Origin of the sequence: Aquibacillus koreensis, assembly GCF_025154055.1 — a bacterium.
Lineage (GTDB): Bacteria > Bacillota > Bacilli > Bacillales > Amphibacillaceae > Aquibacillus_C > Aquibacillus_C koreensis.
The window spans coordinates 42,208-68,140 of sequence record NZ_JAOALK010000061.1; the positions used below are offsets into that span (position 1 = coordinate 42,208).

Here is a 25,933-nt window from a genome sequence, read left to right on the forward strand (position 1 = left end):
ACATAGTGAAAAAATGTAATGTATCGAGTATAAGAAAACGAACTCAATCATTAAGGACGAGCGAGTGCGAGTTTTTCTAAGGTAGGTGAAAGCAATCATGAAAAAGCAAGTTAATCTTATTATCAAAGATCGTGTGATCCGTTATATGGTTTCTAAATCTGAATCCGTTGAAGGTGTGATGGATTATGGAGAATTCTATTTAGACACAGATATTATTGACGATGGGAAAGTAGCGAATCCAGAACGATTCGCCCTTATATTGGAGAAACTTGTACGAAAAAAAAGATGGAAAGGTAAACAGCTAGCTTTCTGTGTGCCGGATGCCTTTGTAACGATTAGAGAGCAACTAGTTCCAAAAGAATTTACGAAAGAAGAAATGAAAAGCTACATTAATATGGAGCTTGAAGAAAGTATCAGATTACCGTTTTCTGATCCTGTCATGGATTTTGTCGTGATTGGAGAAGAGAATAATCAGTCAAAAATTTTATTGTTTGCATATCCGAAAGAGCGAATGAAAGAATTCATCGATACTTTTATACAAGTAGGGTTGAAACCGGTGATCGCTGACTTATCCTCCCTTTCTGTTTATCGTCTTTATTTTCAATTAGATCTTGCAAGTACGGAGGAACATTTATTATCCGTTCAGTGGGGAAAAGATGCGATCGTATTGACCGCATTTAATAAAAACAAACCTGTTTTTACAAGATATATCAAATCGACGTTGAATAAAAATGGTTGGAAGTGGAGAGCAGAAGATAATGACCTGTACTGGAATGGTGAGGTAGAAGAACTAGATCAAGTGAAAGAAGAACAGCTTGTCACCATTGAGCGATTTATGGATTTCTATCAGTATTCGGTTATGGATGGGACTAATCAAATAACAAAAATCGTACTTTCTGGCGATTTTCCTGAACTGGACAATATAAAACAAGAGATGGAAGAACGCTTTAATTTAAAGGTGGAAACAATGGAACAGGCCTTAAAAGATAAAATGAAACTTCCTTCCAGGTATTTAGATGTATTAGGGTTGGCTATTAAAAATAGGTAAGTTCATTATCTTTTTTCAAGATAGATTCTAAGGATAAGGGGAACAAAAAGATGGTGGAGATTAATTTTCTAGAAACGAAAAAAAGGAATCTGACTCCTTATATATTGGCATTATTGTTTCTCCTCCTCTTACTTGGTGCTGCCTTTATTTTATATTGGCAAATGGTTAATTATGAAGAACAAGTAGCTATCCTAGAAGAGAAGCGAGATGCGAACATCGCGTTACAAACAGAGATCAGGAGTGTTGAGGCGTTACAGGCACAAAGAAACACGCTAAAAAATCAAGTGGATCAGTTGGAAACGACACGATATCCTACGTTATCATTGTTAGATCAAATGATTGGATTACTTCCGGATAATGTTTACTTTGAATCTTATACTTTTTCTATTCAAGACGGTCTTTATTTGGATATTCGTGTCGACGATGTTGAACAAGTTGCAGCTTATTCATTTGCCCTTGAATCGGAAGACTTTGTAAATCATGTCGAGATTTCTCAAATTACGAACCAAGATGCCACAAGCTATATCGCATCGATGTATGTGGAAATGGACGAACAAGTGTTATTGGAGGTGGCTCAAACAAATGACAATTAGATGGAGTCGCCTTCACTCGCTTTTACTCATTTTAGTCATTGTCCTAGCAGTTGGAATCTTTGTTGCTGGCTATATGGGCTTTATTCAACCATTGGAAGAGCAAGTTATAGATATCCAAGACGAGATTGATCTGCAGGAACAATTGATTGCAAATGCAGAGAATAATAATGAGTCGCTAGACAGTTCTACTAATCTACAATTACAGTTACCAATAGACAAACAAACTGATCAAATGCTCGTTAGGTTAAAAGAAATACAAGAAGTCTCCAATAGTAGCATTAACCAATACACCATCGAACATCGTTCAACCGGGAATGAAGCAACAGATGCGGAGTCCGCCAATGATCAAACTAGTGCGATACCGAATAATGTTGGTTCGATTTATTACCAATTACAGGTTACATCAGGTAATTATCAACAAATGTATCAGTTTTTAAACGAATTAAGAGAAATGGACCGAATCGTATCGATAGATTCACTACAATTTGGACCTAATACAAATGAGAATTTTGACTTTTCCGTTTCATTTACGGCCTATTATAGTCCTACATTAAATGGATTACGGATAGAGGCACCTACATTTGAATATGAACCATCGGCAGCTAAAGAGACACCGTTTCCTGAATAAGGTGTCTTTTTGTTGTGCAGTTTTATGCTATATTTGCTATGTCTTGTTGAAAAGTCGGTTTTTGCTTTTGACAAAACTCGCCTTACTTTTCATTTTTATTGTGATAGAGTAGAACAAACTCTAGTAGAAGCGAGGGAATGAAGTGGACAAGCAGACGAAGATTTCTGTTCGAATGAACGGAAAAGAAACGACCATACAGGATAATAAGACTACGAAACAAGATCCATGGCCTAATGCCTATCAGCAACAAGCTGCTGCTTTAGATAATAAGTATGATCCAGATGACTTGATAGAGTTCGAGAAAAATCACTCTTCAGATGATCAAGCAGATGATTGGTATAAGAACATAAATGTACGGAAAAAACAAAAGAAAATCCCCCCCGTTGTAAAAGTATTTGCAGTATCAGCTGTATCAGCGATTCTAGTTGGTGTTACAATAGGATTTATTATGTTGGGCATGTTTGTTGGGATCGATAATGGGGGAGAAGCCGTTAATGGTGTAGCGTCTGTTCCGGCAGATGGGGATACGTCAACTGCAGCTCCTGATACCGAGAACAGTCCAGTTACAGGTGATGCAACAGAAACGGTTACTTATTCAGCACAACCTTTATCAGCCATCTTCGTGCAAGGTGGTGCCTACTCGTCTGTCGAATCAGCTGAGGCAGCGCAGCAAGGTTTCCTTAGCAGTGGTTACCCAGCGGTAGTTTGGGAAAAAGATGGGTGGCATCGCGTAATTATGCATGTAAGTAATAGCCAAGCGACTGTCGACCAACAGATTTCTTCATTTCAAAGTGAAGGACTAGAAACCATTGACAAAGCCTGGACGACGGAACAAACAGATGTACAGCTCCCATCTAGTGAAGCGGAATGGTTAGAATCTTTTCCGGAGCTATGGACGACTGCGATCACTGGTGAAATTACGATAGAATCTTGGGATGAATGGGTATCATCTTATCCTGAAGACAGCAGTACAACTGTTCAAGCGCTACAAGCAGAAGCAAAAGGATTAATAGAAGCAATTAATAGTGATCAATCTACGCAAAGTTCTTTACTGAAAATGTGGAAACTATATGCCGATATTGGTAAAGAATAAGTAGGGCAAAATATCCTACTTATTCTTTTTTTGTGAAAAAAGTAGGATAGAATTTAAATTTGTTAAAAGAGAACGTGCATTTTCTACTATAAAAAACGACATAAAATAAATTTTTCTCGATTTGTTCTATCTAAAAGGTAGGAGTAAACTACACATATAGGAAGGTGTTTTTTAAATGAATCAACTCATTCTAGCATCGGGTTCACCAAGAAGAAAGGAGCTACTAGAGCAAGTAGGAATTCCGTGTATCGTTAGGAAATCTGACTTCGATGAGTCAACGGTGACAGAAAGTGATCCAAAGAAATTAGTAGAAACGCTAGCGGTAGAAAAGGGGAATACGATAGATCTACAAGCAGACCAAATAGTTTTGGCTGCAGATACCGTTGTTAGCTACAAACAAAAGGTACTAACGAAGCCGGAAAATGAAGCGGATGCACTAGCGATGCTAAAAGATTTAAATGGTAATCAGCACCACGTTTACACCGGGGTTATGATCCGTTCGACAACGAAGCAGGTGGTCTTTTCGACTTGTACGACTGTGCAATTTTTACAGTTGACTGAGGATGAATTAAACAAATACATCGCTTCGGGAGAGCCTTTTGATAAAGCTGGAGGCTATGGGATTCAAGGGAAAGGTGCTTTTTTAGTGAAAGAAATAAAAGGAGATTATTATAGTGTGGTAGGACTTCCGATCTCTGCTGTTGTTCAATTGTTAAAAGAATTTGGGGTTTATCCAGTATTTAATTGAAGAATAAAGCTTGGAGGTGTTTCTATGTCAAGAACGAGTATAAGTATGAAACATGTACCAAAACAGGACCGTCCACGGGAGAGATTATTAGAACTCGGGCCGGGACATGTATCGAATCAGGAGCTATTAGCTATTTTGTTGGGCACAGGTTCGAAAGAGGAGTCGGTACAAGTATTAGCAGAGCGCGTGTTAATGCATTTTGATGGGTTAAATCTACTCCGGGAATCTACGATTGAGGAGCTAACAGCAATCAAAGGAATTGGTTCTGTGAAAGGTGTGTTGATTTTGGCGGCAATTGAACTTGGCAAACGGATGCAGAAATATAAGCCCCAGGAAAAATACGTCATCAGAAGTCCAGAAGATGGTGCGGATTATGTGATGGAAGAGATGCGAATATTAAAACAGGAACATTTTGTTGTTTTATTTTTGAATACAAAGAATCAAGTAATCCATAGACAAACGATCTTTATTGGAAGCCTAAATGCGTCGATTGTTCACCCTAGAGAAATATTTCGAGAAGCTGTAAAAAGGTCGGCAGCCTCTATTATCTGTGCACATAATCACCCTTCCGGAGACCCCTCTCCCTCTCAAGAAGATATCCATGTAACGAAAAGACTATTAGAATGTGGTAAAATGATAGGTATTGAAGTACTTGATCATTTAGTTATTGGTGACCATAAATTTGTTTCGTTAAAGGAAAAAGGGTATTTATAGTACTATTCTTTTTGTACTTTTTCTCGTATAATCAAATTAACGCTTTTAATAAAGTCGGCGCCATTTCTCAAGGTAAACTTGTAGTTGGCGCTTCTTCTCATTATCGTTTGACGGTAAAAGCGAATCACATAGTCTATTGTGACTACATTATAGAGGATTTCGTACATATTACCATTTTGATACTAATTTAAAAGAAAACTGGTAATGAAGAGAAAAAGACATAATCATTTACGTATGCACCTTTTTATGTGATTTAACATAGTATAATTGTTCACTATTGCAAACACTACAAAAGGACAAGCCCATACGGTCGTTTTCTGAAAATTAAACGTATGTATAGCCCTATAGCATAATACTATAATACATGGATAAGTTTTTTGGGGAAAGGGAGATTTATTTTGGCTAGATTTAGTTTATCGCAAGATTTAGGTATAGATTTAGGTACAGCGAATACGCTTGTATATGTTCGAGGTAAAGGAATTGTCGTTCGTGAGCCCTCTGTTGTTGCTAAAAATAGGACAACTGGTGAAATACAAGCAGTTGGAAGCGAAGCAAGAAATATGATTGGTAGAACGCCAGGGAATATTTCTGTTATTAGACCGATGAAAGATGGTGTCATTGCAGATTATGATACAACTGCAGCAATGATGAAATATTATATTAAACAAGCGCAAAAGAATCGTTCTTCTTTTGCAAGAAAACCTAACGTGATGGTATGTGTGCCTTCTGGGATTACTATGGTGGAAGAGCGTGCCGTTATTGATGCGACGAAACAAGCAGGAGCAAAGGATGCATTCCCAATTGCAGAGCCTTTTGCAGCTGCGATTGGTGCGGGGTTGCCAGTATGGGAGCCAACAGGAAGTATGATCGTGGATATCGGTGGCGGTACGACAGAGGTAGCTATTATTTCATTAGGTGGGATTGTGACAAGCCAATCAATTCGTACAGCAGGCGATGATATGGATGATTCAATCATTCAGTACATTCGCAAAAAATACAATCTAATGATTGGCGAACGGTCTGCTGAATCCATTAAAATGGATATTGGGTCTGCAGGAATGTTATACATGAAAGACGAAATGGATATTAGGGGTAGAGATTTATTAACTGGTTTGCCAAAAACGATTACTATTTCTGCAGAGGAAGTAGCCATTTCCTTGAAAGATACGGTGACTGCGATCATTGATGCAGTGAAAAATACGCTTGAAAAATCTCCACCAGAATTAGCGGCAGATATCATGGATCGAGGCATTGTATTATCAGGAGGTGGTGCTTTGCTTAAAGGACTGGATCAAATTTTGAGTGATGAGACGAATATGCCAGTTTTTGTTGCAGAAGAACCGCTGGATAGTGTAGCAATCGGTACTGGTAAATCTCTAGACTATATGCAACATTTCAAGTCAAATCCAAATGTATCCACTCGTTCCACAATGGAATAAGCAGGTGTATTGATTATGTTATTTTTTCGTAGAAAACGTCTATTTATTATTCTCATAGGCTTTATTATATTAGTTGGTTCCATTGGTTTTTCGCTTCGAGACAGAGAGGAATTAACGACGGTAGAAGAGTTTCTGCATGATGCTGTTGGTTGGTTTCAAGGAGTTGTGCATCAACCTGTCGAATTCACAACAACATTAGTTTCGAACATAAATGAGTTAAAACACATTTATGAAGAAAACCAAGTGTTAAAGACACGCTTGTCCCAATATAATTTGTTGTTACATGAAGTGAAAGAGCTTAGGAAAGAGAATGATGAATTATACAGTGTTTTAGGGAAGACAGAATCGGAGTCTTTAAATGAATTTATCCCAATCCAAGCATCTGTTATTGCTCGCAGTAAAGAGCAATGGTTTAAAATGATAACGATCAACAAAGGTGAGCAGGATGGTGTGGAGACGAATATGGCCGTCATTACAGGAGAAGGAATGGTAGGTAAGATTTATTCTAGTTCGCAATTTACTTCCTCTGTTCTCTTATTAAATGGCTTTGATCGTTCTAACCGAATTTCGGTTGTTGTCGACGCAGAGGAAACGGATAAAGACCCAACAGGATTCATTGTAGGGTATGATGAAGAAGCAGAAACCCTCTTATTAGAATTAGATGAATATGATGTTGAAGTTAGTGAAGGGGAGTTAGTTGTATCCTCTGGGCTAGGTGGGGTATTTCCAAAAGGACTAGAAATAGGTACAATAGAGGAAGTGGCACCGGACAAGTATGGATTAACGAAAGTTGCGCATGTATCTCCTTCAGCTGATTTATATAACTTTGGCCACGTGATCGTCGTGGACCGTCAGGCAACCATACCATCAGAAGTGGAAAGTGAACCTGAGGAGGGAGAAGAATAATGCAAAGATTCTATCTCCCTTCTTTCGTATTATTGATGTTAATTTTAGAAGGTGTTGCGTTAGACTTTCTTCCGCAATTTTTAATGGATAAAGATTTGTTAATTGTCCCACACTGGATGCTGCTATTTCTAGTGTTAATAGCGATTTATTATGATTTTGAAAACACGTATTATGCAGTACTGTATGCAGTCATATTTGGGTTAATGATTGATATTGTAAGCACAAGTGTAATTGGTGTGTACATGTTTATTTATGCGCTTGTGATCTATATTATTCATGGATTGAGAAAAGTTTTACATACAAACTATCTTGTCGCATTCCTCCTCGCTGTTTTGGATGTTATAATGGTCGATATTGGCGTCTACATTATTTACTTTTTTATCGGAATTAACCATATGCAGTGGAACGAATACATGTCCGTGCGTTTAGTACCTACATTAATTGGAAATATGATATTCTTTATCCTGCTCTATCCGATTTTTAAAGGAAAGTTAATGAAATGGTCTAGTGATCGTTTTGATTCAAAAAGAGTCTAAGTTGGTTAGACGATTCTGTATGTAAAGGAAAAGTTAAAAATTATTTTGGGGTGAGCCTATCGTGATAGTCAACAAGCAATTGATAACGATCAAAGGTACTCGAGAGGGTCTTACATTATATATAGATGATTCGTGTTCATTTAGTGATATGCTTAAAGAACTAGATCAAGTACTTTCCACTAAATACACAGATAAGGATGAGCCTATGATTACGGTTACCATTCAGCTTGGTAATCGCTATTTACATAAAGAGCAAGAAGAAGAGCTTCGTGAAGTAATCCGCAGAAAAAATAAACTAGTAGTGCAATCAATTGAATCCAATGTAATACTAAAGAAACAGGCACTGGATTGGATGGAAGATAGTGAAATAAAAACAATTACAAAGATTGTCCGTTCTGGTCAAGTGCTTGAGGTGACAGGTGATTTATTACTAGTTGGAGATGTTAATCCTGGTGCGAAAATAGTTGCGACGGGAAATATATTTGTTCTAGGTAGTTTAAGGGGAGTTGCCCATGCGGGGGTAGATGGAAACAGGGACGCAGTAATCGTGGCATCGTATATGGAACCTAGTCAGCTTCGCATAGCAGATTACATAAGTCGATCTCCAGATTATGAATCAGAGGGTGTTTCGATGGAATGCGGTTTTATTGATGGGGCTAAATCGAAGATCGTTATTGATCGTCTTCAAGTTCTTTCGCAAAAACGACCGGATCTTAACGGGTTTGAAAGGAGAATTTTACATGGGTGAGGCAATTGTAATAACGTCAGGTAAAGGTGGAGTTGGTAAAACAACTACAACTGCAAACTTAGGTACAGCTTTAGCTCTTTTAGAAAAAAAGGTTTGTTTAGTCGATACGGATATTGGACTACGAAATTTAGATGTTATTATGGGCCTAGAGAACCGTATCATTTATGATATCGTCGACGTAGCTAAAGGAAGATGTAAGTTAAAGCAAGCATTAATTGTGGATAAGCGTTTTGAATGTTTGTATTTATTGCCTGCTGCTCAAACAAGTGACAAGTCAGAGTTAAGTCCAGAGGCAATGGTAGAAATTGTTGCAGAATTGAAACAAGAGTTTGATTATATATTAATCGACTGTCCGGCAGGTATTGAGCAAGGGTACAAAAATGCAGTCGCTGGTGCAGATAAGGCATTAGTTATTACAACACCAGAAAAATCTAGTGTTCGTGATGCAGATAGAATAATAGGTTTGTTGGAACAAGAGTCTGTGGAGCCGCCAAACCTGATTGTGAACAGAATTAGAAATCATATGGTTAAAAATGGCGATATGCTAGATATTGATGATATTGTCCAAATATTATCGATTGATTTAATAGGTATTGTTGCTGACGATGATGAAGTAATTAAAGCTTCGAACCATGGTGAGCCGGTAGCCTTCCAACCGAACACAAGGGCATCGATTGCCTATCGGAATATTGCGAGAAGAATTTTAGGTGAATCCGTTCCATTGCTATCACTAGAAGATGACAAGGGTATGTTTTCAAAGATGAAGAAGTTCTTCGGAATGCGCTCTTAATTATATATAAGCCTTAACCCTCTAACACTTTGTTAGGGGGTTTTTATATGAATCTATTTTTTTCTTTTCATATCGCATATCCAATCCCATTACTTCATAGAATTGAATTAACAATCTAAAAAATAGCCAAGCTGTGTGGTGCTTCAAACCGTTAAGCAGACGTGACATGCTATTGGTTTAGTAGCCAGTATTTTATATGGAAAGGACACTCAGCCTCAGGCAGGGCTTGAAGTGGACAAGGAATCTGTCCCTCTGTCCTAAATATGGAGTAAAGGAATGTGAAGTGATGAAAAGAGATCTTAGTCAAGTGCGAAGAAATATTGAAAAACGAAAAAGAGAGAGGAAAGTTGGAGCTGGAGCTGGATCAGGTAATGCAAAACAAGCAAGGTTTTCATCCATTGCATTTCCTCAAGATGAAGAGCGGCATGGATATATGCCGGTTTCTGATGAAGTCGGTACGAATAAGAACGTAAAAGATACCTTTATTGCCTCCTTTGTCATGAAAAGTACGCTTGCTGCAATTCTTTTCTTTGGAGTCGCGATCCTAGTTCGGATGGATGGTGGATTTTTAGAAAAACCGAAACAGTGGACAAGTAATGCATTAACAGAGGAGTTTCCTTTTGCAACTGTTAATCATTGGTATCAAGAAAAATTTGGCTACCCATTAGCATTAACGCCAAATCCAAATAGCGAGGATGTATTAACGCCTGCGCTTCCTGTTAACGGAACGCTTAGCCAAACATTTCAGGTGAACGGGCAAGGAATTATGATTACAGCTGATGAAGACCAGAGTGTGCGTGCAATGGAAAAAGGCATTGTCATTTTTGCTGGGAATAATAAAGAAACAAATAAAACTGTAATTATTCAGCACGCAGATAAAAGCAATACTGTTTATGGAAATTTAACAGATATTAATGTATATCAATATCAGTCAGTAACAAGCAATGAAGTGATTGGACAATTCAAACCATCGGAAAGCTCTGCAAAGGCCGTTTATTTTGCGATAGAAAAGGATAACCAATATCTTGATCCAATACAGGTGATGCAAGTTGACGAACGTCCTTAGACATCTTCCACCTTTGTATATACATCCAATCCTTTGGTTTTTTATTTTAGTATCTGTATTCACAGGTACTTTTATGGAATTATCGATAATTTTACTTATTGTCCTGATCCATGAATGTGGTCATTATTTTGCTGCTAAATATTACGAATGGAGAATTAGAAGAATAAATTTATGGATATTTGGTGGGGTAATGGAAACAGATGAACATGCAAGTAAACCGATGAAACAAGAATTAATCGTCACATTAGCGGGACCACTCCAACACATCTGGATTTATGGTTTACTTTTTGTTTGTGCAGAATATAGTTTGTTGCCATTTGCCGTGATTGATTTAGCATTAAAGTACAATACAACTATTCTACTGTTTAATTTATTGCCGATATGGCCATTAGATGGTGGAAAAATTCTATTACTTTTATATTCCTCATTTCTACCTTACCGAAGGGCACTAGGAACGATGCTTATTAGTTCATCGATCATATGTATGTTTACGCTCTTGTTGATATCGATGAACTTTTCCTTTACTTTAAGTGCCTTTCTTTTAATTGGTTTTATTTTGTGGGAGAATCGACTAGAATGGAAACGAAGGTATTATACCTTTATTCGTTTCTTGTTGAAACGACACGTAGATAAACCAAGTCCAAAAAAAATTAGACCGATTGTTGTTGATCCTGATACATCTCTTATGAGGATTTTTTCTTTGTTCAGACGTAATTATCGTCACCGCATACATGTGAAGTGTAATGGAAAGCAGCCTGTATTGTTGGATGAGGAAGCTTGTTTAAGAGCGTACTTTAAATTAAAACAGTATCAGACAACAGCAGGAGAGATGATCGGTAATCGTGACTAAGAAATGAGGAAGGCAATGAAGTCCATTTACATACAAACAGTAACAACAGAGCGCTTAGGTATAATTGTGGAGAACCAAACGGTGGAAGAGCTCGTTATTGACCGTCCAACGGCAAGTACCCAAGTAGGAAATATCTACTTGGCAAAAGTGGTGAAAATAGAAAAGGGCTTGCAAGCAGCCTTTGTTGATATTGGGCATGCGAAGCTTGGTTTTTTACAAAAAAATGAATTGCCCCAGTCGAAAGTAGACAAAACGATAGGCATAGAATCGATCATCACGGAAGGGCAACACCTATTCGTTCAAATCCAAAAGGATGCTTATGGTGATAAAGGTGCACGATTATCAGCAAATATTACCCTTCCAGGAATGGATATCGTTTATTTGCCTTATGGTAATTATGTTGCCGTTTCGAAAAAACTTGGGGATGAAGATCGTCATTCGCTAAGGCATCATTTTAAGCATTTAATTACGGAGCGTGAAGGAGCAATTATTCGAACTTCTGCAAAAGGTAAAACGTTATCAGATGTAGAGAACCAATATAAGCAACTCCGGGACCAATGGCAAACATTGATGCGCATTGCTAAAAGTAGCAAAGTACCAGCTTGTATCTATAACGACGATCCGATTCTAGACCGTTTTATTCGAAAATTTAACCCGGCTACGATTGGTGCCATTTATGTGTCTGATGTCAATGACGCAAATAGGATACGAGAGCAGTTTCCTATAGTAAGTTCTGTTGTGAAATGGGTTAAAAAAATAGAAGATTTACTACCAAAAACAATTGATCAAATTATGGATGATGTCAGCAATCCAATTGTAAAAGCAAGCGGAGGCGTCGAGTTGCAAATAGAGCAAACAGAGGCACTAACGGTTGTTGATGTGAACACCGCCGGATATACTGGAAAGACGAATAAAGAAGAAACCATCTTGAAGGCAAATCGAAGTGCGGCAATTGCGATCGCCCAGCAGATTAGACTCCGAAATATAGCCGGTATTATTATTATTGATTTTATTAGTATGAAAACACAGCAACAAAAAGATGAAGTAATAGCCGTGCTGAAAAAAGAGCTGTTTAAGGATCCAGTTAGAACGGAAATCTATGGGTTTACGGCACTAGGATTATTAGAAATGACGAGGAAACGAGAGTCGCCTGCGCTTGCTGAGTTATTATTAGATCAGGTCAATAAGCCAAAGCTATCAACGACAACCTCTACGTTTTTATTAGAACATGAACTAATGCGATATCAAGACCAAGATGCCGAAGCATTATTAATCGATGTCCATCCAAGCATATATAAACAGTTTAAAGAGAATATAAACCAAGAAAAATTGAAAAACGCTTTATCCCAAGCTATCTATTTGCATAAAACAAATGGTGTGCAGAGTTATCATGTCAAATTAGTCGGAAGTACATCATTAATTACAGAACAAATAGCGACATATCCTCCAAATAACATTGACAAACTATGATAATTCATGATAACATCAATACGTTATTCATCGTAGCACCCGTTGCTACAACCGCACAGAACAGGTCTTAAGCTACAACAGTGGCACCTGAATGGCGAGTCTTAGTCTAAGAGGAGGTGCAGAAGCATGTACGCAATTATTGAAACTGGTGGTAAACAACTAAAAGTTGAAGAAGGACAAGAAATCTTTGTTGAGAAACTAGAAGGTGAAGAAGGTTCTTCCGTTACTTTTGATAAAGTGCTTTTTGTTGGTGGTGACGACGTAAAAGTTGGCGCTCCATACGTTGACGGTGCTAGTGTAACGGCTAAAGTTGAAAAACAAGGTCGTCAAAAGAAAATCACTGTCATGAAGTTTAAAGCTAAGAAAAACTACCATCGTAAACAAGGTCATCGTCAGCCTTACACAAAACTTACAATTGAAAAAATCAATGGTTAAGGTTTGGTATGGATGATTCGAGTGACTATTAAACGCAATAATAATCAACGTATTGATGCTTTTGAACTGAGTGGCCATGCAGAGAGTGGCCCAGCCGGTCATGATTTAGTTTGTGCCGGTGTCTCAGCAGTCTCTTTTGGAGCTGTAAATGCAGTGATAAAGCTTTGTGAGATCGAACCTATTATTGATCAAGGCGGTGAAGGTGGTTACTTACACGTGAAACTTCCTGAAGGTTTAGATGCGGATGTGCAAACAAAAGCATCATTACTTTTAGAAGGTATGTACGTGTCCTTAGAAACCATTGCGCGCGACTATGGTCAATATATATCCATCTCTGAAAAATAAGGAGGTGCAATACCAATGTTACGTCTAGATTTACAATTCTTCGCATCTAAAAAAGGTGTAGGTAGTACAAAAAACGGTCGTGATTCAGAATCAAAACGTTTAGGCGCTAAACGTGCTGATGGCCAATTCGTTTCTGGTGGGTCTATTCTTTACCGTCAACGCGGGACAAAGATTTACCCAGGTGAAAACGTTGGTCGTGGTGGCGACGATACACTATTTGCTAAAATTGATGGTGTAGTTAAATTCGAACGCCTTGGACGCGATCGCAAAAAAGTGAGCGTGTACCCAGTAGCTCAAGAAGCTTAAGTATAAAAGACTCTAGCCAAATGGTTAGAGTCTTTTTTGTATGGTGGGTGAAGATGGGTGTGGATACTGAAATAGTGTTTGTTTTGGTAGAATAAATGGAAATGTGGCTGAATTATTGTGTGTAGTTACTGAATTAACCGTGAAACTTACTGAATTAAGCTGAAAACTCGCTGAATCAGGTTAAACAACTTTATTCGAGAGGTGAGCTAGCTAGAAAAAGCTATATTTATTTATCAGATACTGAATTAGGTGATGTTTCCACTGAATAAATGGAAAAGATACTGATTTATAGTGAAAACATACTGAATTAATTATCAAACTCACTGAATTACACGCAAAAGTCACTGAATCAGCCAAACAAACACAACACAGGATAATTAATTACCGTCTACAATTGTAGAATATCAAAGAAAAAGACAGAAAATATCAAAAGTTTGTATCGCTTCGGTTTCTCTATTACTATGTTTTTTGCTATAATTTGCTTAATGCTTTTAGGGGGCGAAACGACATGATGAAAGAGGAAGAGACGGTAAATATTTTAAGACATTATCGACATGATTGGATGAATCAAGTGCAACTTTTAATGGGTTATGCGTCGATGGGGAAGTTGGACAAGGTCCAAGACAAGCTACGTGAGTCTGTTGAAAGTGCAGAAAGAGAACGAAAGCTTCAAAACCTAAACATACCTAGGACTACCATTTGGTTAATGAGCTTTAACTGGCACTATGATAACTTTAGAATAGAATATAATGTAGAAACAGAAGATAAAGAACAATCGATTAATGATCAACTTTTACATAGCCAATTTCTTGGCATAATGGATGTATTTTCTAAGTATGGAATGAAATTTGAATTGTATCATGGTACAATTACTATTCGTCCATCTATGCAAATAAAAGGTGCGGAAATTAATCTTTCTTTTTCTGGTGCATTTGAACAAATAGATCGTTTAAAACAAGCAATAATAGAAAAAGATGATAAATATAAACTAAAAATAGAGCAATTATCTAACGGAACTTATGCATGTAATATATCGTGGATATGTAGCTAAAGAGGTGACATATAATGTTTGTCGATCAGGTGAAAGTATATGTAAAAGGTGGAGACGGTGGAAATGGTCTCGTTGCCTTTCGAAGAGAAAAATATGTACCAATGGGTGGTCCCGCTGGTGGTGACGGAGGAAACGGTGGAGATGTCGTTTTTGAAGTAGATGAAGGGCTTAATACGTTAATGGATTTCCGTTATCAAAGGCACTTCAAAGCAAAACGCGGTGAGAACGGAATGAGTAAAGGCCAGCATGGAAAAAATTCAGAGCCAATGGTTCTTGCTGTACCTCCAGGGACAACTGTTCGTGATGATGAAACAGGAGAAGTATTAGCTGATTTACTTGAGCACGGCCAACAAGCGGTTATTGCCAGAGGTGGTCGTGGTGGTAGAGGAAATATCCGGTTTGCTACTGCAAAGAATCCTGCACCAGAATTAGCGGAGAATGGTGAACCTGGTGAAGAGAGAGATATCCAAATTGAATTGAAACTTATCGCAGATGTTGGATTGGTAGGTTTCCCTAGTGTTGGAAAATCAACACTACTGTCTGTTGTTAGTGCTGCAAGACCAAAAATTGCAGATTATCATTTCACAACATTAGCACCAAACTTAGGGGTAGTGGAAACGGAAGACCAGCGTAGTTTTGTGTTAGCTGACTTACCTGGATTAATTGAAGGTGCACACGAGGGCGTTGGGTTAGGTCATCAATTCTTACGTCATGTGGAGAGAACACGTGTGATTGTCCATGTTCTTGATATGGCTGCAACAGAAGGTCGAGACCCGTATGAAGATTTTGTTAAGATCAATAAAGAGCTAGAAGAATATGATCAAACGTTAATGGAACGTCCACAAATAATCGTAGCGAATAAAATGGATTTACCGGAGGCGGAAGATCAACTAGAAATGTTTAAAGAACAACTAGAGGAAGATTATCCAATATATCCAATTTCTACATTTACAAGACAAGGCGTTCGAGATCTTTTGTTTGCAATAGCAGATAAACTTGCATCTATTCCGAAGCGTGCGAAAACAATTGAAGAGAAGCAAGAACGTGTCATGTACCGTCACCAAGAAGAGAGACAAGGATTTTTCGTTACACGCGATCCAGATGGCGCCTTTGTTTTATCAGGTTATAAATTAGAGAAGCTATTTAAAATGACAGATTTCACTAGAGATGAAACAGTTCGAAGGTTTGCTAGACAACTGAGAGGTATGGGTATTGATGAAGCGTTGAGAGAAAAAGGGGCAAAAGACGGCGATACCGTCCGCTTACTTGATTATGAATTTGAGTTTATTGAATAGGATTAAAATGGCGATCTAAAAGGGGATTGAGAGATGGCTGAAAAAGAGGAGAAGTTTTATTTAGTCCGGAGTGATTTTCTTCCTGAGTCAATGCGAAAGACAATTGAAGCGAAAGAGCTAATTGAACGTAACAAAGTTGGCTCCGTGAATGATGCTGTTAAACGAGTTGGTTTATCTCGTAGTGCTTTTTATAAGTATCGAGATGCAGTATTTCCTTTTCAAGCAATGGTGAAAGAAAGGATGATCACCCTCTTCTTTCACCTTGAAGATCGTACTGGCACGTTGTCGAACTTACTTACTACGGTTGCCGGTGCTGGAGGGAATATTCTAACAATCCACCAAACCATCCCATTACAAGGAAAAGCGAATGTAACGATTTCTTTAAATACAGCAGGGATGACGATGGAGATTGAGGGATTGATTCAGCAGTTAAAAAAGCTTGATTTTGTTGATAAAGTGGAAATCTTAAGTTCCGGTGCTTAGACAGGGGGAGAAGGAAGTGACAAAGAAAATTGGTTATCTTGGTCCAAGGGGGACATTTACGAAAATAGCAGTCGATGCCATTTTTAATGGAGAAGATAAGGAAAGCTATACAACGATTCCGGAGTGCATTGATGCATTAGATGCTGGAGAAGTTACCTATGGTGTTCTTCCGCTCGAAAATGCAATTGAGGGTACTGTTAATGTGACGTTAGATTATCTAATTGAAAAAAAGGATATAAAGATCATTAGTGAAGTGATTGTTCCGATTCGTCAACATCTAATGGTACATCCATCGCAAGCGGAAACCTGGCGAGATATCGAGACGATCTATTCGCACCCACATGCGATTGCACAATGTCACCATTTTCTTCATAACGATATGAAACATGTAAAAGCTGAATCGGTATCCTCCACAGGAGCTGCAGCTAAATATGTTAGCGAACACCCTGAATTACACATAGGCGCAATAGCTAATCATCTAGCTGCGGAAGAATATGGTTTGTCCATTGTGAAAAAAGATATTCATGACTTTACAAACAATCACACGAGGTTTGTTGTTTTACATAAACAGAGCTCTGAGCTTCTCTCCAAGCGATTAGAGGTCAAGGGTCATAAGACATCCTTAATCATTACTTTACCGTCTGATCACCCTGGTGCGCTTCACCAAGTGCTTTCTGCATTTGCTTGGCGAAAAGTAAACTTATCGAAGATTGAATCAAGACCTATGAAAACTGGTCTAGGAAATTATTACTTCCTAATTGATGTGGAGCAGAAAATGGATGATGTCCTGATTCCGAATACGATTGCAGAGCTTGAGTCGTTGGGATGTTCTGTAGATGTGCTTGGAAGCTATCCATACTTTTTATTGAATGGTATTTCCGTGCACGCTTAAATAATAATTTCGAAGTGTTTCATGAGAGCGTTCATGGGGCACTTTTTTTGTGCAAAAAGATACAGGATTGCTAGTGCTCTTCATGCATAAAAGTCTATCAAAAGGCAAAGTCTATGGTACAACTGATAGATAAAAGGAGTGTTAGAAGTGCGAGCGATGTTTCTTTGTATAACTGCTACTGTGATGTTTCTTTCAATATCACCAAGTATGCAGAGTACCATTCAGGTTACGCAGGCAGAAGAGGTCCCTTCTTATGCAAAATGGGGTAGGTTAGCGGTCAAAACTGCGATAGATAAATATCCTAATGCCAAACTTATTGACTATGAATACCAAGGTAGTCATCGTAGAAAAACTTCTACTGTAGAAAAGTTTAAATTGTGGCTAAAAGAAGATAAGAAGGAATTCGGATTAATTGTTTCGATCGAGTATGATATCGCAACGGAAGAAACTATGGATATAAAGATAACTGAGACTAAAAAGTAAAATATAATTACTATAAACTTGAACCATGCACCTCGTAGGTAATTTATGCGGGAGAGCTTATTATCCGAGGTTCGGGCGTAAAAGGGCGCATATAATTGGGTTTCGGGCACATATATTCGAGAACAGGCGCATATATCCCAGAATTAGCCGCATAACTTCAAACAATAAAAGCTCCATATGCCGTAGGCTAATCCCATAAAGCAAAAAAGACAACAAGCTGCCTTGTTGTCTTTTGTCTATTAAGCGTCTATTGCTAGGCCTGCTTTACATAGTGATTGGTAGGCTAACTCTAGTTTTTCTTCAGAATCTGCTTCGAGCGTGTGTAGATGAATGCCATTTGTTAATTCCAACAGGTAGACTGCTTTTGTCTCCTCCACTTGTTTGATAAAATGGTCCACTTCACTTCGATTGCTAACCATAATCGATGCTTCTAAGTCACCGTAAACAGGATGTTCAATGAATACATTTTTTACAGTAACGCCATGGTCTACCATTAAATAAAGTTCTTTTCTTGTTTCTTCGCGCGTATGATTACATGCGACAACACGTTCATATGCTTTGTTATTGGTTGGAGCCATAAACATATACCCTTGACTCGTAGCAATAATTGGTTCATTTTTGGCTTTTAGTAAAGAGATATCTTGTACAATAACCTGCCGGCTAACGTTGGTCATTGTTGCTAATTCTCCTCCTGTAATCGGCCTGTTTTTTTCTTTTAACCACTGTAGAATTTTATTACGGCGATTTTCTCCTGAAACTTTTCTATTATCACGCATCGTTTCGGATCCTTTCATACAAGAATCAATCCTATCACTTTATTAATAATGACTAATTATATTTTGGCATACTTTCGCAGCTTTTTCCAGATCGGCTTGTTCAGTGGATTTTCCAAGTGATAATCGGATTAGCCTTTTTGCTTCGTCTGCGGATTTGCCGAGGGCAAGAATGGTTCGCGATGGCTCTTGGTGGCCAATACTACATGCACTACCTGTGGAAATCGCAATACCAGCTCTATTGAATTCAAGCATCGCATAATCTCCCTTTACCCGGTCAAGTAGCAAGCTTATTATATGTGGCATTTGTTGATCAAACGTCAACACTTCTGCGGCTATATCTCGCTTGACTACTTCCGATACAAACAGATCACGTAGCACCTTTATTCTTTGGTATTCTTTCTCCATATAAGGTGCATTCTCCTGCATAGCTGCAATAAACGCGGCCACACCTGCTACATCTGTTGTTCCGGGTTTTACATTTGTTGGTTGATACAAGACCAGATTTGGGTTTAGATAGATCGCTCCCACCCCTTTTGGACCATAGTTTTTGTGACTTGAAATAGAAATACTATCTAAGTTACATGCTTTTACACTAATTGGAATCTTGCCGAATGTTTGTACACAATCACTATGGAATAGGACATCATGCTTGTGTAAAAAATCGCCAATCTCCTTTAACGATTGAATAGCGCCTATTTCTGAATTGGCGTGTTGGATGGAAACCAAAACGGTTTCGGATGTTATCGCTTGTTGTATATGTTGGATGTCCACTTGAGCCTTTTTATCGATTCCGAGATATGTGACGGTATAACCGTGTTCTTTTTCTAATTGATTGAAGTAGTTAAATAAAGAAGAATGCTCGATTGCAGTTGTAATAATATGCTTTCCTTTATTTTGGGATGCTTTTAATAAGTTTTGGATTGCTAGCATATTGGATTCTGTCCCACCACTTGTGAAAAAAATTCCATTGGATGGTGCTTCGATAAATTTTGCTAGTTCTATTTTACATTGCGTTACGATATCTTTGGATGAAGTTCCAAGGTCATGTAGGCTATTTGCGTTTCCAAAATAGTTTTTGGATACTTCACTATACACCTGTAAAGCTTGTGTACTCATTGGTGTTGTTGCAGCATAATCTAAATAAATCATCATGCAAAATCCTTTCTTTTACGTTCCTCATCTAACCCCAAATTCATCATACATGACAAAAAAGGTCTTGTCATCTGTAAATATATATGTAAATATAGGTGTAAAGACACTTGGGATAGGTGTGATAAAGCATCATGAAAAGTATCATTATTATTGGTAGTGGTTTAGCGGCTTTAACTGCGGCTACACGATTTAGTAGAACCTATAATGTGATTGTTTTAACAAAGGGGAAAATAGATAATACGAATTCTAGGAGAGCGCAAGGTGGTATCGCCGCGACCATATCGCCACATGACCATTGGAAGTTTCATTATCAAGATACGATGGTGGCAGGCTGTTATTACAATGATAAACAGGCAGTAAAAACACTCGTGCAAAAGGGTTCCGATTACATTCAACAATTGATCGACAGTGGTCTCACATTTGATTGTGATTCACATGGTCAATTATTACTTGGCAAGGAAGGTGCGCATCAAAAACGGAGAATTATCCATGCCGGTGGTGACGCAACCGGAAAAGTAATGATGGATTTCATGAAGAAGCAAATCAATGATCAGGTGGTTGTGAAGGAAGAGCATGCGGTGTTAGATCTCATTATTGAAGATAATCGATGTATAGGTGTAATTGCGTGTAAGCAACAAAAAGAACTACAGACGTATTACGCAGACCATGTGATTTTAGCAACGGGAGGCTGTGGAGGGTTGTTTCAAGTTAACTCTAATGATTCTTCTGTTGTTGGCGAGGGTCTTGCTTTAGCTTTTCGTGCTGGTGCGGAGGTAAGTGATTTAGAATTTATTCAATTTCATCCAACCATGTTATACGTAAATAAACGAAATTATGGATTAGTTTCGGAAGCAGTAAGAGGAGAAGGAGCTATCTTAATTAATAATAATGGTCATCACATCATGAATGGTGTTCACCCACTGAAAGACTTAGCTCCAAGAGATGTTGTGGCAAGAGCGATAGAAAGAGAAATCAGTCAAGGACATGAGGTGTATCTTGATATTTCGATGATCGACCAATTTGAAAATAGATTTCCAACGGTTACATCATTATGTGAACAAGCACACATAGATGTAAAAGAGGCTAAAATTCCAGTTGCTCCAGGCGCTCACTTTTTAATGGGGGGCGTTAAAACGAACACGGTGGGTGCAACGAGTGTAAATGGGTTGTATGCAATCGGAGAGGTAGCATGTAGTGGCGTGCATGGGGCAAATCGTTTAGCGAGTAACTCCCTATTAGAGGGGATCGTATTTTCGAACCTATTAGCGAACCACTTAATTAATAAGGATTCACCACCAGTGAAGAAACCATTTACACCTAAACAATATAATCTGACTACTCCTAAACACAGAAGTCTTCCAACGATAGAGGAAATTCAACAGACGATGACAACATGTGTGGGAATAGAACGTTCAGAGGAAGGTCTATTACGGGCAAAGCACTGGATCGAACAGTTTAATTTTCAAGACTATACTAGAAGTAAAATAGAAGCTTATACCATTGAGCAAATAAAGACAATAAATGTATTAACTACTTGTTGGTTAATTGTTACTTCTGCTTTGATGCGAACGGAAAGCAGGGGCGCTCATTTTCGAAGCGACTATCCATTGACAGATCATGAGCATTGGAGCAAGCAAATTATTCGGCATGTGTCCGAATTTCAAAGACAAAGAGAGATGATAGGGGTAGCGGAATGAATCTATTAAAGATGCGAAAGCAACTACAGGATTTTTTACTAGAAGATATTGGAGATCATGATCTAACTAGTAATACGATTTTTTCAGAAAATCAGTTTGGGGAAGGTACGTTTACTGCAAAAGCAAAAGGCGTGCTAGCAGGGGCACAAATCATTACTGAAACATATCGATTACTACATCCAGAGATACAAGTCACTTTATTTAAAAATGATGGTGACAACTTGGAAAAGGGTGATGTGATTGCAACGGTTCAGGGGCCGGTAAGGGATTTGCTAACAGGGGAAAGAGTCATACTGAACCTAATGCAACGAATGAGTGGCATTGCTACGTTAACAAAAGAAGCGGTGACACGTTTACATGCAGGCCATACGAAAATATGCGACACGAGAAAAACAACGCCTGGCTTACGCATGTTTGAGAAATACGCAGTTACGTGTGGTGGTGGCTACAATCACCGATTCGGATTATATGATGGCGTTATGATTAAAGATAATCATATTGCTTTTTGTGGATCGATTACAGAAGCAGTCAAGAAAGTACGAGAACAAGTAGGACATATGGTGAAAATTGAAGTGGAAACCGAAAGCAAGGAACAAGTGCTAGAAGCTGTGGAGGCTGGCGCAGATGTTATTATGCTCGACAATCAAACGCCGGAGCAAGTGAAGCAGTTAGTGCCTCTGATTCCAAACACGATCATATCAGAGGCATCTGGAAACATAAACCTTACAAATATTGCGGAATATGGTACTTGCCAGGTTGATTACATCTCATTAGGTCTTTTAACTCACTCCGCAACAGCCTTAGATATTAGTCTCGACGTAATTTATGAGGGGGAGAAGAAATGAATATTTTAGAAGCATTGAAAACGAATCAGAATGACATGCCTGCATCGTATAAGGACCTTTCTGCTGATGAAATGGAAAGAAGAGTACGAGAAATTAAGCAAAAGTTCGGTAAACGTTTGTTTATCCCAGGTCACCATTATCAAAAAGATGAAGTCATACAGTTTGCGAATGAAACTGGAGATTCCTTGCAATTAGCCCAAGTTTCAGCAGAGAACAAAGAAGCAGAATTCATTGTGTTTTGTGGTGTGCATTTTATGGCAGAAACGGCAGACATATTAACCGACGAAAACCAAAAAGTGATTTTACCTGATATGCGAGCAGGTTGTTCGATGGCAGACATGGCAGATATTGATCAAACAGAACGCAGCTGGGAGAAGCTTCAAAGCACGTTTGGTGACACGATCTTACCTTTAACCTATGTAAATTCAACGGCAGCGATTAAGTCGTTTGTAGGAAAAAATGGCGGTGCTACAGTGACGTCTTCCAATGCGAAGAAAATGGTTTCATGGGCGTTTACACAAAAAGAGCGGATATTATTTTTACCAGACCAGCACTTAGGGAGAAATACGGCTTATGACTTAGGTGTTCCACTTGATAAAATGGCGGTTTGGAACCCGATAACAGATACATTAGAATATGAGGGTGATAATGTAGAAGATATTGTCGTCATCCTTTGGAAAGGTCACTGTTCTGTTCATGAAAATTTCACAGTGAAAAATATCGAGCAAATTAGAGAAGAAAAGCCAGATATGAACATCCTAGTACATCCGGAGTGTAGTAGGGAAGTGGTCGCTTTATCTGACTATGCAGGCTCAACCAAATATATTATTGACATGATTAAACAAGCACCAAAGGGAAGCAAATGGGCAATAGGAACGGAAATGAATTTAGTGAAACGCTTGATCGATAACAATCCTGACAAAGAGATTGTTTCGCTAAATCCATACATGTGTCCTTGTTTAACGATGAATCGAATTGACCTTCCACATTTATTATGGACGTTAGAAGAATTAGAGCAAGGAAATGTCGTAAATCAAATCGCGGTAGATGAAACAACTGCTAAATATGCAACACTTGCACTTGATAAAATGTTACAGAATGTATAATTGATGAATTAATGAGGCGCTGGATTTGATTCTGGCGTCTTTTTTGCGAGGATACTGAATAACGTGTCGTTCTAACTGAATTAATCAAAAAGATACGGAATAGCATGTCGTTTTCACTGAATAATCATGAAAACCTACTGAATAACGTGTCGCATTCACTGAATCGTGTAATTATTATCAGCTTAAATCACAAAAAATAAGCTTATCCTACAAAATAATATTCAACTTTTTGGGTTATTCGCATATGTTGATAGTGAATTATTCTGTTATTAGCCTACAAGCAGATGCAATTAATATAGAAGGGAGTTTCAACATTGAAAATTCATGTAGTCCAAAAAGGTGAAACATTATGGAAGATTGCTCAAAAGTATGGGGTAGACTTTGAAGAATTAAAGCAAATGAATTCGCATCTTTCCAATCCAGATATGATTATGCCAGGAATGAAAATTAAGGTGCCTACTACAACAAAGCAGGTGAAAAAAGAACAACCAACGGATAAGGAGATGAAAAAATATCCGGCAAAGAAAGAAACGCAAAAACCGTATAAGGACACTTCACCGAAACCACAACCAGTGATGAAGGAGGATGATTACAAGAAACCTTCGAAGGAAAAGAAAAGCCTGCCAACAATGCCGACAATGGAACAGCAAATAGAGAATTATCCTACATCAGTAAATATGCCAAAAATGCCTCACTTTGAACTAGAGAAAAATGAATATAATATAGACGTCGATCAAACAAATATTGACCAGGAGAAGACGACAGTGAACCAGTTCACACAAGCAGCTCCAACCAAGCAGGTAAAACAACCACACTATATGCCACAACAACCAATGATGCCAGTAAATTACTATCATCCAATGCCACATTGTATTGAGCAACCTAAGCCTTGTGGTAAGGGGCAAATGATGCCTTATGCCATGCAACAACCAACTCACGCTTACCAACATGGATACGTAAACCCAGGATATGAGCAAGTGCAACCAACACAAGCGTATATGCCACCGATGTATGGAAATGTTCAACCGACACAAGAGCACGTGCAACCAACAATGCCATTCAATCAGGATTCATTAATGGAGTCTTCTTCTAGTTTAGAAATGCCACAAATGCCAGAGAACTTAGCGGGTGTTTATGAACAAGAGTACCCAACAGAAAATGCACAATATCCAAATTACGGTGTAGCAAATGTACCGTCAATGTATGGGCAAGGAAACGTTCCTGCACACCCATATACACACGGGTATGGTCAAATGACACCGTCTTATGGTCAAGGTCCAGTTCCCGGACATCACCAAGTTCAGGTGCCGTACGCTATGTCAAATCATGGTACGCATCAACAAGCACCAGGCGTAGCGCCATTTGGTTTCCCGCAACCCGGTTATGGCTATCCGCAACAACCTGGGATGACGCCAGGATACGGTAACCCTAATCTTTATACTCGTGATACGAATGACAACGAACGTGAATAGTAACAAGTTTCGAGACGATTCTATCCTGAATCGTCTCGCTTCCTTTTTGTATCATGAAGGTGGACTAATCGTTACACAAGTCAAGCAGATTAAAGATCGCGTATTTAAAGTTTGGACGAACGAGGGAGAGTCATTGATATTAAAAGGGAAGCCTTCCCTTACTGGATTGGTACAGCAATGGGACTTTTTTCAGGAAATAGAAAGTGCATTTATTTGTAAATTCACCCCTTTTCCAAACGGTAAACGAATGCTCCATGGATTAGGGTTTTACTGGGTAATCACCCCTTTTATAGAAGGGGAGCAAATGTGTTTTGACAAGCCTGAGGATCGGCACGATGTGTTGGAAGTATTGAAATTATTTCACAAGGATGCAGAAGGTATTGAACTGCCTAATCCAATTCTCAGGCAACCTCTTTATGCAAGGTGGAATGGACGTATAGAAAAATTAGAAAAAATGAGACCTCTAATGCAGCAATTGGGTTACCACGCTTTTTATAAAGATTTATTGTACATGACACATCACAAGTTAAATCGTTTCAAGGCGATAGATTGGCACTTGTTTGAAGCGGATGCAGTTGAAAAATTAAAGTGGATTCATGGCGATGTTGCTTCACATAATTTTATTAGAGGAATAAACGGAAAAGTATATATGATTGATTTTGATTTATTATCCTTATCTCCACCGATATATGAATATATACAATTAGGCCAGCGTTTTTTACCATCCTTAACTTGGGATGTATCATCACTCATGTCCTACTGTATTTGGGAAGACGAACAAATGATACAAACATGGTTATTGGGTATTACCGTCCCTTCTGATTTGATTCGAGACCTGTGGTATTTTATAAATGGAAATAGAAACGTAAAAGAAATTGACAGTTATTTAGACAGATTAACGAATAGTTGGTATCATAGGCTTGAATTTGTCGAACATGTAGAAGAAATGCTAAGATAATATATTAT

At 38.3% G+C, this 25,933-nt stretch carries 29 protein-coding genes and 1 other annotated feature; of the genes, 27 read left to right on the top strand and 2 right to left on the bottom strand.

Features of this window, described 5'->3' with window-relative positions; translation table 11 throughout:
* Window positions 1-97: 97 nt before the first annotated feature.
* The 22 genes from pilM (at window position 98) to NYQ66_RS19705 (ending at window position 17,919) form a co-directional block, all read left to right on the top strand.
* Window positions 98-1,048, top strand: coding sequence for a type IV pilus biogenesis protein PilM (gene pilM / locus NYQ66_RS19600; RefSeq protein WP_259871949.1), 951 nt, complete (start codon window positions 98-100; stop codon window positions 1,046-1,048).
* 50 nt (window positions 1,049-1,098) lie between these two features.
* Entirely contained in the window at window positions 1,099-1,641 is a 543-nt protein-coding gene (locus NYQ66_RS19605) for a hypothetical protein (RefSeq protein ID WP_259871950.1), read from the top strand.
* Window positions 1,631-2,269: a hypothetical protein gene (locus tag NYQ66_RS19610; protein ID WP_259871953.1), complete on the top strand. Its 639-nt coding sequence runs from the start codon at window positions 1,631-1,633 to the stop codon at window positions 2,267-2,269. The genes NYQ66_RS19605 and NYQ66_RS19610 overlap by 11 nt, the downstream gene beginning before the upstream one ends.
* Before the next feature lie 142 nt (window positions 2,270-2,411).
* Entirely contained in the window at window positions 2,412-3,362 is a 951-nt protein-coding gene (locus tag NYQ66_RS19615) for a hypothetical protein (protein WP_259871955.1), read from the top strand.
* 175 nt (window positions 3,363-3,537) lie between these two features.
* A complete protein-coding gene (locus NYQ66_RS19620; protein ID WP_259871957.1) occupies window positions 3,538-4,110 on the top strand; it encodes a Maf family protein in 573 nt (190 codons plus the stop codon).
* A 24-nt stretch (window positions 4,111-4,134) separates the two neighbouring features.
* Complete coding sequence (radC, locus tag NYQ66_RS19625; RefSeq protein WP_259871958.1) at window positions 4,135-4,824, top strand: RadC family protein; 690 nt, start codon at window positions 4,135-4,137, stop codon at window positions 4,822-4,824.
* Between the two features lie 398 nt (window positions 4,825-5,222).
* Complete coding sequence (locus tag NYQ66_RS19630) at window positions 5,223-6,263, top strand: rod shape-determining protein (protein WP_259871960.1); 1,041 nt, start codon at window positions 5,223-5,225, stop codon at window positions 6,261-6,263.
* A 15-nt stretch (window positions 6,264-6,278) separates the two neighbouring features.
* Window positions 6,279-7,169: a rod shape-determining protein MreC gene (gene mreC, locus NYQ66_RS19635; protein ID WP_259871962.1), complete on the top strand. Its 891-nt coding sequence runs from the start codon at window positions 6,279-6,281 to the stop codon at window positions 7,167-7,169.
* Window positions 7,169-7,705 (top strand): rod shape-determining protein MreD, encoded by a 537-nt coding sequence (gene mreD, locus NYQ66_RS19640; RefSeq protein ID WP_259871964.1) that lies wholly within the window; start codon window positions 7,169-7,171, stop codon window positions 7,703-7,705. The genes mreC and mreD overlap by 1 nt, the downstream gene beginning before the upstream one ends.
* Window positions 7,706-7,766: 61 nt before the next feature.
* Entirely contained in the window at window positions 7,767-8,453 is a 687-nt protein-coding gene (minC, locus tag NYQ66_RS19645) for a septum site-determining protein MinC (RefSeq protein WP_259871966.1), read from the top strand.
* The gene (gene minD, locus NYQ66_RS19650) at window positions 8,446-9,243 is read left to right on the top strand and encodes a septum site-determining protein MinD (RefSeq protein ID WP_259871968.1); all 798 of its coding nucleotides are present in this window, start codon (window positions 8,446-8,448) and stop codon (window positions 9,241-9,243) included. The genes minC and minD overlap by 8 nt, the downstream gene beginning before the upstream one ends.
* A gap of 286 nt (window positions 9,244-9,529) precedes the next feature.
* Complete coding sequence (locus tag NYQ66_RS19655) at window positions 9,530-10,309, top strand: M23 family metallopeptidase (protein WP_259871971.1); 780 nt, start codon at window positions 9,530-9,532, stop codon at window positions 10,307-10,309.
* The gene (locus NYQ66_RS19660) at window positions 10,293-11,159 is read left to right on the top strand and encodes a M50 family metallopeptidase (RefSeq protein ID WP_259871973.1); all 867 of its coding nucleotides are present in this window, start codon (window positions 10,293-10,295) and stop codon (window positions 11,157-11,159) included. The genes NYQ66_RS19655 and NYQ66_RS19660 overlap by 17 nt, the downstream gene beginning before the upstream one ends.
* A 15-nt stretch (window positions 11,160-11,174) precedes the next feature.
* On the top strand, window positions 11,175-12,629 hold the full coding sequence (locus NYQ66_RS19665) for a ribonuclease E/G (protein WP_259871976.1): 1,455 nt from the start codon (window positions 11,175-11,177) through the stop codon (window positions 12,627-12,629).
* A gap of 39 nt (window positions 12,630-12,668) precedes the next feature.
* Window positions 12,669-12,741, top strand: a sequence feature (ribosomal protein L21 leader region).
* A gap of 14 nt (window positions 12,742-12,755) precedes the next feature.
* Window positions 12,756-13,064: a 50S ribosomal protein L21 gene (rplU, locus tag NYQ66_RS19670; protein ID WP_259871979.1), complete on the top strand. Its 309-nt coding sequence runs from the start codon at window positions 12,756-12,758 to the stop codon at window positions 13,062-13,064.
* A gap of 12 nt (window positions 13,065-13,076) precedes the next feature.
* Window positions 13,077-13,409 carry a ribosomal-processing cysteine protease Prp gene (locus NYQ66_RS19675; RefSeq protein ID WP_259871982.1) on the top strand — a complete coding sequence of 111 codons (333 nt, stop codon included), beginning with the start codon at window positions 13,077-13,079 and terminating at the stop codon, window positions 13,407-13,409.
* 15 nt (window positions 13,410-13,424) lie between these two features.
* The gene (gene rpmA, locus NYQ66_RS19680) at window positions 13,425-13,715 is read left to right on the top strand and encodes a 50S ribosomal protein L27 (RefSeq protein WP_259871984.1); all 291 of its coding nucleotides are present in this window, start codon (window positions 13,425-13,427) and stop codon (window positions 13,713-13,715) included.
* A 508-nt stretch (window positions 13,716-14,223) separates the two neighbouring features.
* On the top strand, window positions 14,224-14,766 hold the full coding sequence (locus NYQ66_RS19685; protein WP_259871986.1) for a sporulation initiation phosphotransferase B: 543 nt from the start codon (window positions 14,224-14,226) through the stop codon (window positions 14,764-14,766).
* A 14-nt stretch (window positions 14,767-14,780) separates the two neighbouring features.
* Window positions 14,781-16,061: a GTPase ObgE gene (obgE, locus tag NYQ66_RS19690; RefSeq protein WP_259871988.1), complete on the top strand. Its 1,281-nt coding sequence runs from the start codon at window positions 14,781-14,783 to the stop codon at window positions 16,059-16,061.
* Between the two features lie 33 nt (window positions 16,062-16,094).
* On the top strand, window positions 16,095-16,544 hold the full coding sequence (locus NYQ66_RS19695; RefSeq protein WP_259871989.1) for an ACT domain-containing protein: 450 nt from the start codon (window positions 16,095-16,097) through the stop codon (window positions 16,542-16,544).
* Window positions 16,545-16,560: 16 nt separating this feature from the next.
* Entirely contained in the window at window positions 16,561-17,436 is an 876-nt protein-coding gene (gene pheA, locus NYQ66_RS19700) for a prephenate dehydratase (protein ID WP_259871990.1), read from the top strand.
* A gap of 156 nt (window positions 17,437-17,592) precedes the next feature.
* The gene (locus tag NYQ66_RS19705) at window positions 17,593-17,919 is read left to right on the top strand and encodes a YqzG/YhdC family protein (protein ID WP_259872024.1); all 327 of its coding nucleotides are present in this window, start codon (window positions 17,593-17,595) and stop codon (window positions 17,917-17,919) included.
* Window positions 17,920-18,158: 239 nt separating this feature from the next.
* Here the strand turns inward: NYQ66_RS19705 and NYQ66_RS19710 are convergent, their stop codons facing one another.
* Together NYQ66_RS19710 and NYQ66_RS19715 are read right to left on the bottom strand one after the other, a co-directional pair.
* Window positions 18,159-18,695: a transcription repressor NadR gene (locus NYQ66_RS19710; RefSeq protein WP_259872025.1), complete on the bottom strand. Its 537-nt coding sequence runs from the start codon at window positions 18,693-18,695 to the stop codon at window positions 18,159-18,161.
* A 42-nt stretch (window positions 18,696-18,737) separates the two neighbouring features.
* A complete protein-coding gene (locus NYQ66_RS19715; protein ID WP_259871992.1) occupies window positions 18,738-19,844 on the bottom strand; it encodes an IscS subfamily cysteine desulfurase in 1,107 nt (368 codons plus the stop codon).
* Window positions 19,845-19,978: 134 nt separating this feature from the next.
* Between NYQ66_RS19715 and nadB the strand changes: the two genes are divergently transcribed.
* The 5 genes from nadB (at window position 19,979) to NYQ66_RS19740 (ending at window position 25,925) form a co-directional block, all read left to right on the top strand.
* Window positions 19,979-21,544 (top strand): L-aspartate oxidase, encoded by a 1,566-nt coding sequence (gene nadB / locus NYQ66_RS19720; RefSeq protein WP_259871993.1) that lies wholly within the window; start codon window positions 19,979-19,981, stop codon window positions 21,542-21,544.
* The gene (gene nadC / locus NYQ66_RS19725) at window positions 21,541-22,389 is read left to right on the top strand and encodes a carboxylating nicotinate-nucleotide diphosphorylase (protein ID WP_259871994.1); all 849 of its coding nucleotides are present in this window, start codon (window positions 21,541-21,543) and stop codon (window positions 22,387-22,389) included. Before nadB ends, nadC begins: the two co-directional genes overlap by 4 nt.
* Window positions 22,386-23,495: a quinolinate synthase NadA gene (gene nadA, locus NYQ66_RS19730; RefSeq protein ID WP_259871995.1), complete on the top strand. Its 1,110-nt coding sequence runs from the start codon at window positions 22,386-22,388 to the stop codon at window positions 23,493-23,495. Before nadC ends, nadA begins: the two co-directional genes overlap by 4 nt.
* A 314-nt stretch (window positions 23,496-23,809) precedes the next feature.
* Entirely contained in the window at window positions 23,810-24,967 is a 1,158-nt protein-coding gene (safA, locus tag NYQ66_RS19735; RefSeq protein WP_259871997.1) for a SafA/ExsA family spore coat assembly protein, read from the top strand.
* Window positions 24,960-25,925, top strand: coding sequence for an aminoglycoside phosphotransferase family protein (locus NYQ66_RS19740; protein ID WP_259871998.1), 966 nt, complete (start codon window positions 24,960-24,962; stop codon window positions 25,923-25,925). Before safA ends, NYQ66_RS19740 begins: the two co-directional genes overlap by 8 nt.
* The last annotated feature ends 8 nt before the right edge of the window (window positions 25,926-25,933 follow it).

Bases quoted from the DNA above. Each gene is read 5' to 3' on its own strand.
- pilM (WP_259871949.1), top strand. From the start codon at position 98: ATGAAAAAGCAAGTTAATCTTATTATCAAAGATCGTGTGATCCGTTAT.
- NYQ66_RS19605 (WP_259871950.1), top strand. From the start codon at position 1,099: ATGGTGGAGATTAATTTTCTAGAAACGAAAAAAAGGAATCTGACTCCT.
- NYQ66_RS19610 (WP_259871953.1), top strand. From the start codon at position 1,631: ATGACAATTAGATGGAGTCGCCTTCACTCGCTTTTACTCATTTTAGTC.
- NYQ66_RS19620 (WP_259871957.1), top strand. From the start codon at position 3,538: ATGAATCAACTCATTCTAGCATCGGGTTCACCAAGAAGAAAGGAGCTA.
- radC (WP_259871958.1), top strand. From the start codon at position 4,135: ATGTCAAGAACGAGTATAAGTATGAAACATGTACCAAAACAGGACCGT.
- mreC (WP_259871962.1), top strand. From the start codon at position 6,279: ATGTTATTTTTTCGTAGAAAACGTCTATTTATTATTCTCATAGGCTTT.
- mreD (WP_259871964.1), top strand. From the start codon at position 7,169: ATGCAAAGATTCTATCTCCCTTCTTTCGTATTATTGATGTTAATTTTA.
- minD (WP_259871968.1), top strand. From the start codon at position 8,446: ATGGGTGAGGCAATTGTAATAACGTCAGGTAAAGGTGGAGTTGGTAAA.
- NYQ66_RS19655 (WP_259871971.1), top strand. From the start codon at position 9,530: ATGAAAAGAGATCTTAGTCAAGTGCGAAGAAATATTGAAAAACGAAAA.
- NYQ66_RS19665 (WP_259871976.1), top strand. From the start codon at position 11,175: ATGAAGTCCATTTACATACAAACAGTAACAACAGAGCGCTTAGGTATA.
- rplU (WP_259871979.1), top strand. From the start codon at position 12,756: ATGTACGCAATTATTGAAACTGGTGGTAAACAACTAAAAGTTGAAGAA.
- NYQ66_RS19675 (WP_259871982.1), top strand. From the start codon at position 13,077: ATGATTCGAGTGACTATTAAACGCAATAATAATCAACGTATTGATGCT.
- rpmA (WP_259871984.1), top strand. From the start codon at position 13,425: ATGTTACGTCTAGATTTACAATTCTTCGCATCTAAAAAAGGTGTAGGT.
- NYQ66_RS19685 (WP_259871986.1), top strand. From the start codon at position 14,224: ATGATGAAAGAGGAAGAGACGGTAAATATTTTAAGACATTATCGACAT.
- obgE (WP_259871988.1), top strand. From the start codon at position 14,781: ATGTTTGTCGATCAGGTGAAAGTATATGTAAAAGGTGGAGACGGTGGA.
- NYQ66_RS19695 (WP_259871989.1), top strand. From the start codon at position 16,095: ATGGCTGAAAAAGAGGAGAAGTTTTATTTAGTCCGGAGTGATTTTCTT.
- NYQ66_RS19705 (WP_259872024.1), top strand. From the start codon at position 17,593: ATGTTTCTTTGTATAACTGCTACTGTGATGTTTCTTTCAATATCACCA.
- NYQ66_RS19710 (WP_259872025.1), bottom strand. From the start codon at position 18,695: ATGCGTGATAATAGAAAAGTTTCAGGAGAAAATCGCCGTAATAAAATT.
- NYQ66_RS19715 (WP_259871992.1), bottom strand. From the start codon at position 19,844: ATGATTTATTTAGATTATGCTGCAACAACACCAATGAGTACACAAGCT.
- nadB (WP_259871993.1), top strand. From the start codon at position 19,979: ATGAAAAGTATCATTATTATTGGTAGTGGTTTAGCGGCTTTAACTGCG.
- nadC (WP_259871994.1), top strand. From the start codon at position 21,541: ATGAATCTATTAAAGATGCGAAAGCAACTACAGGATTTTTTACTAGAA.
- nadA (WP_259871995.1), top strand. From the start codon at position 22,386: ATGAATATTTTAGAAGCATTGAAAACGAATCAGAATGACATGCCTGCA.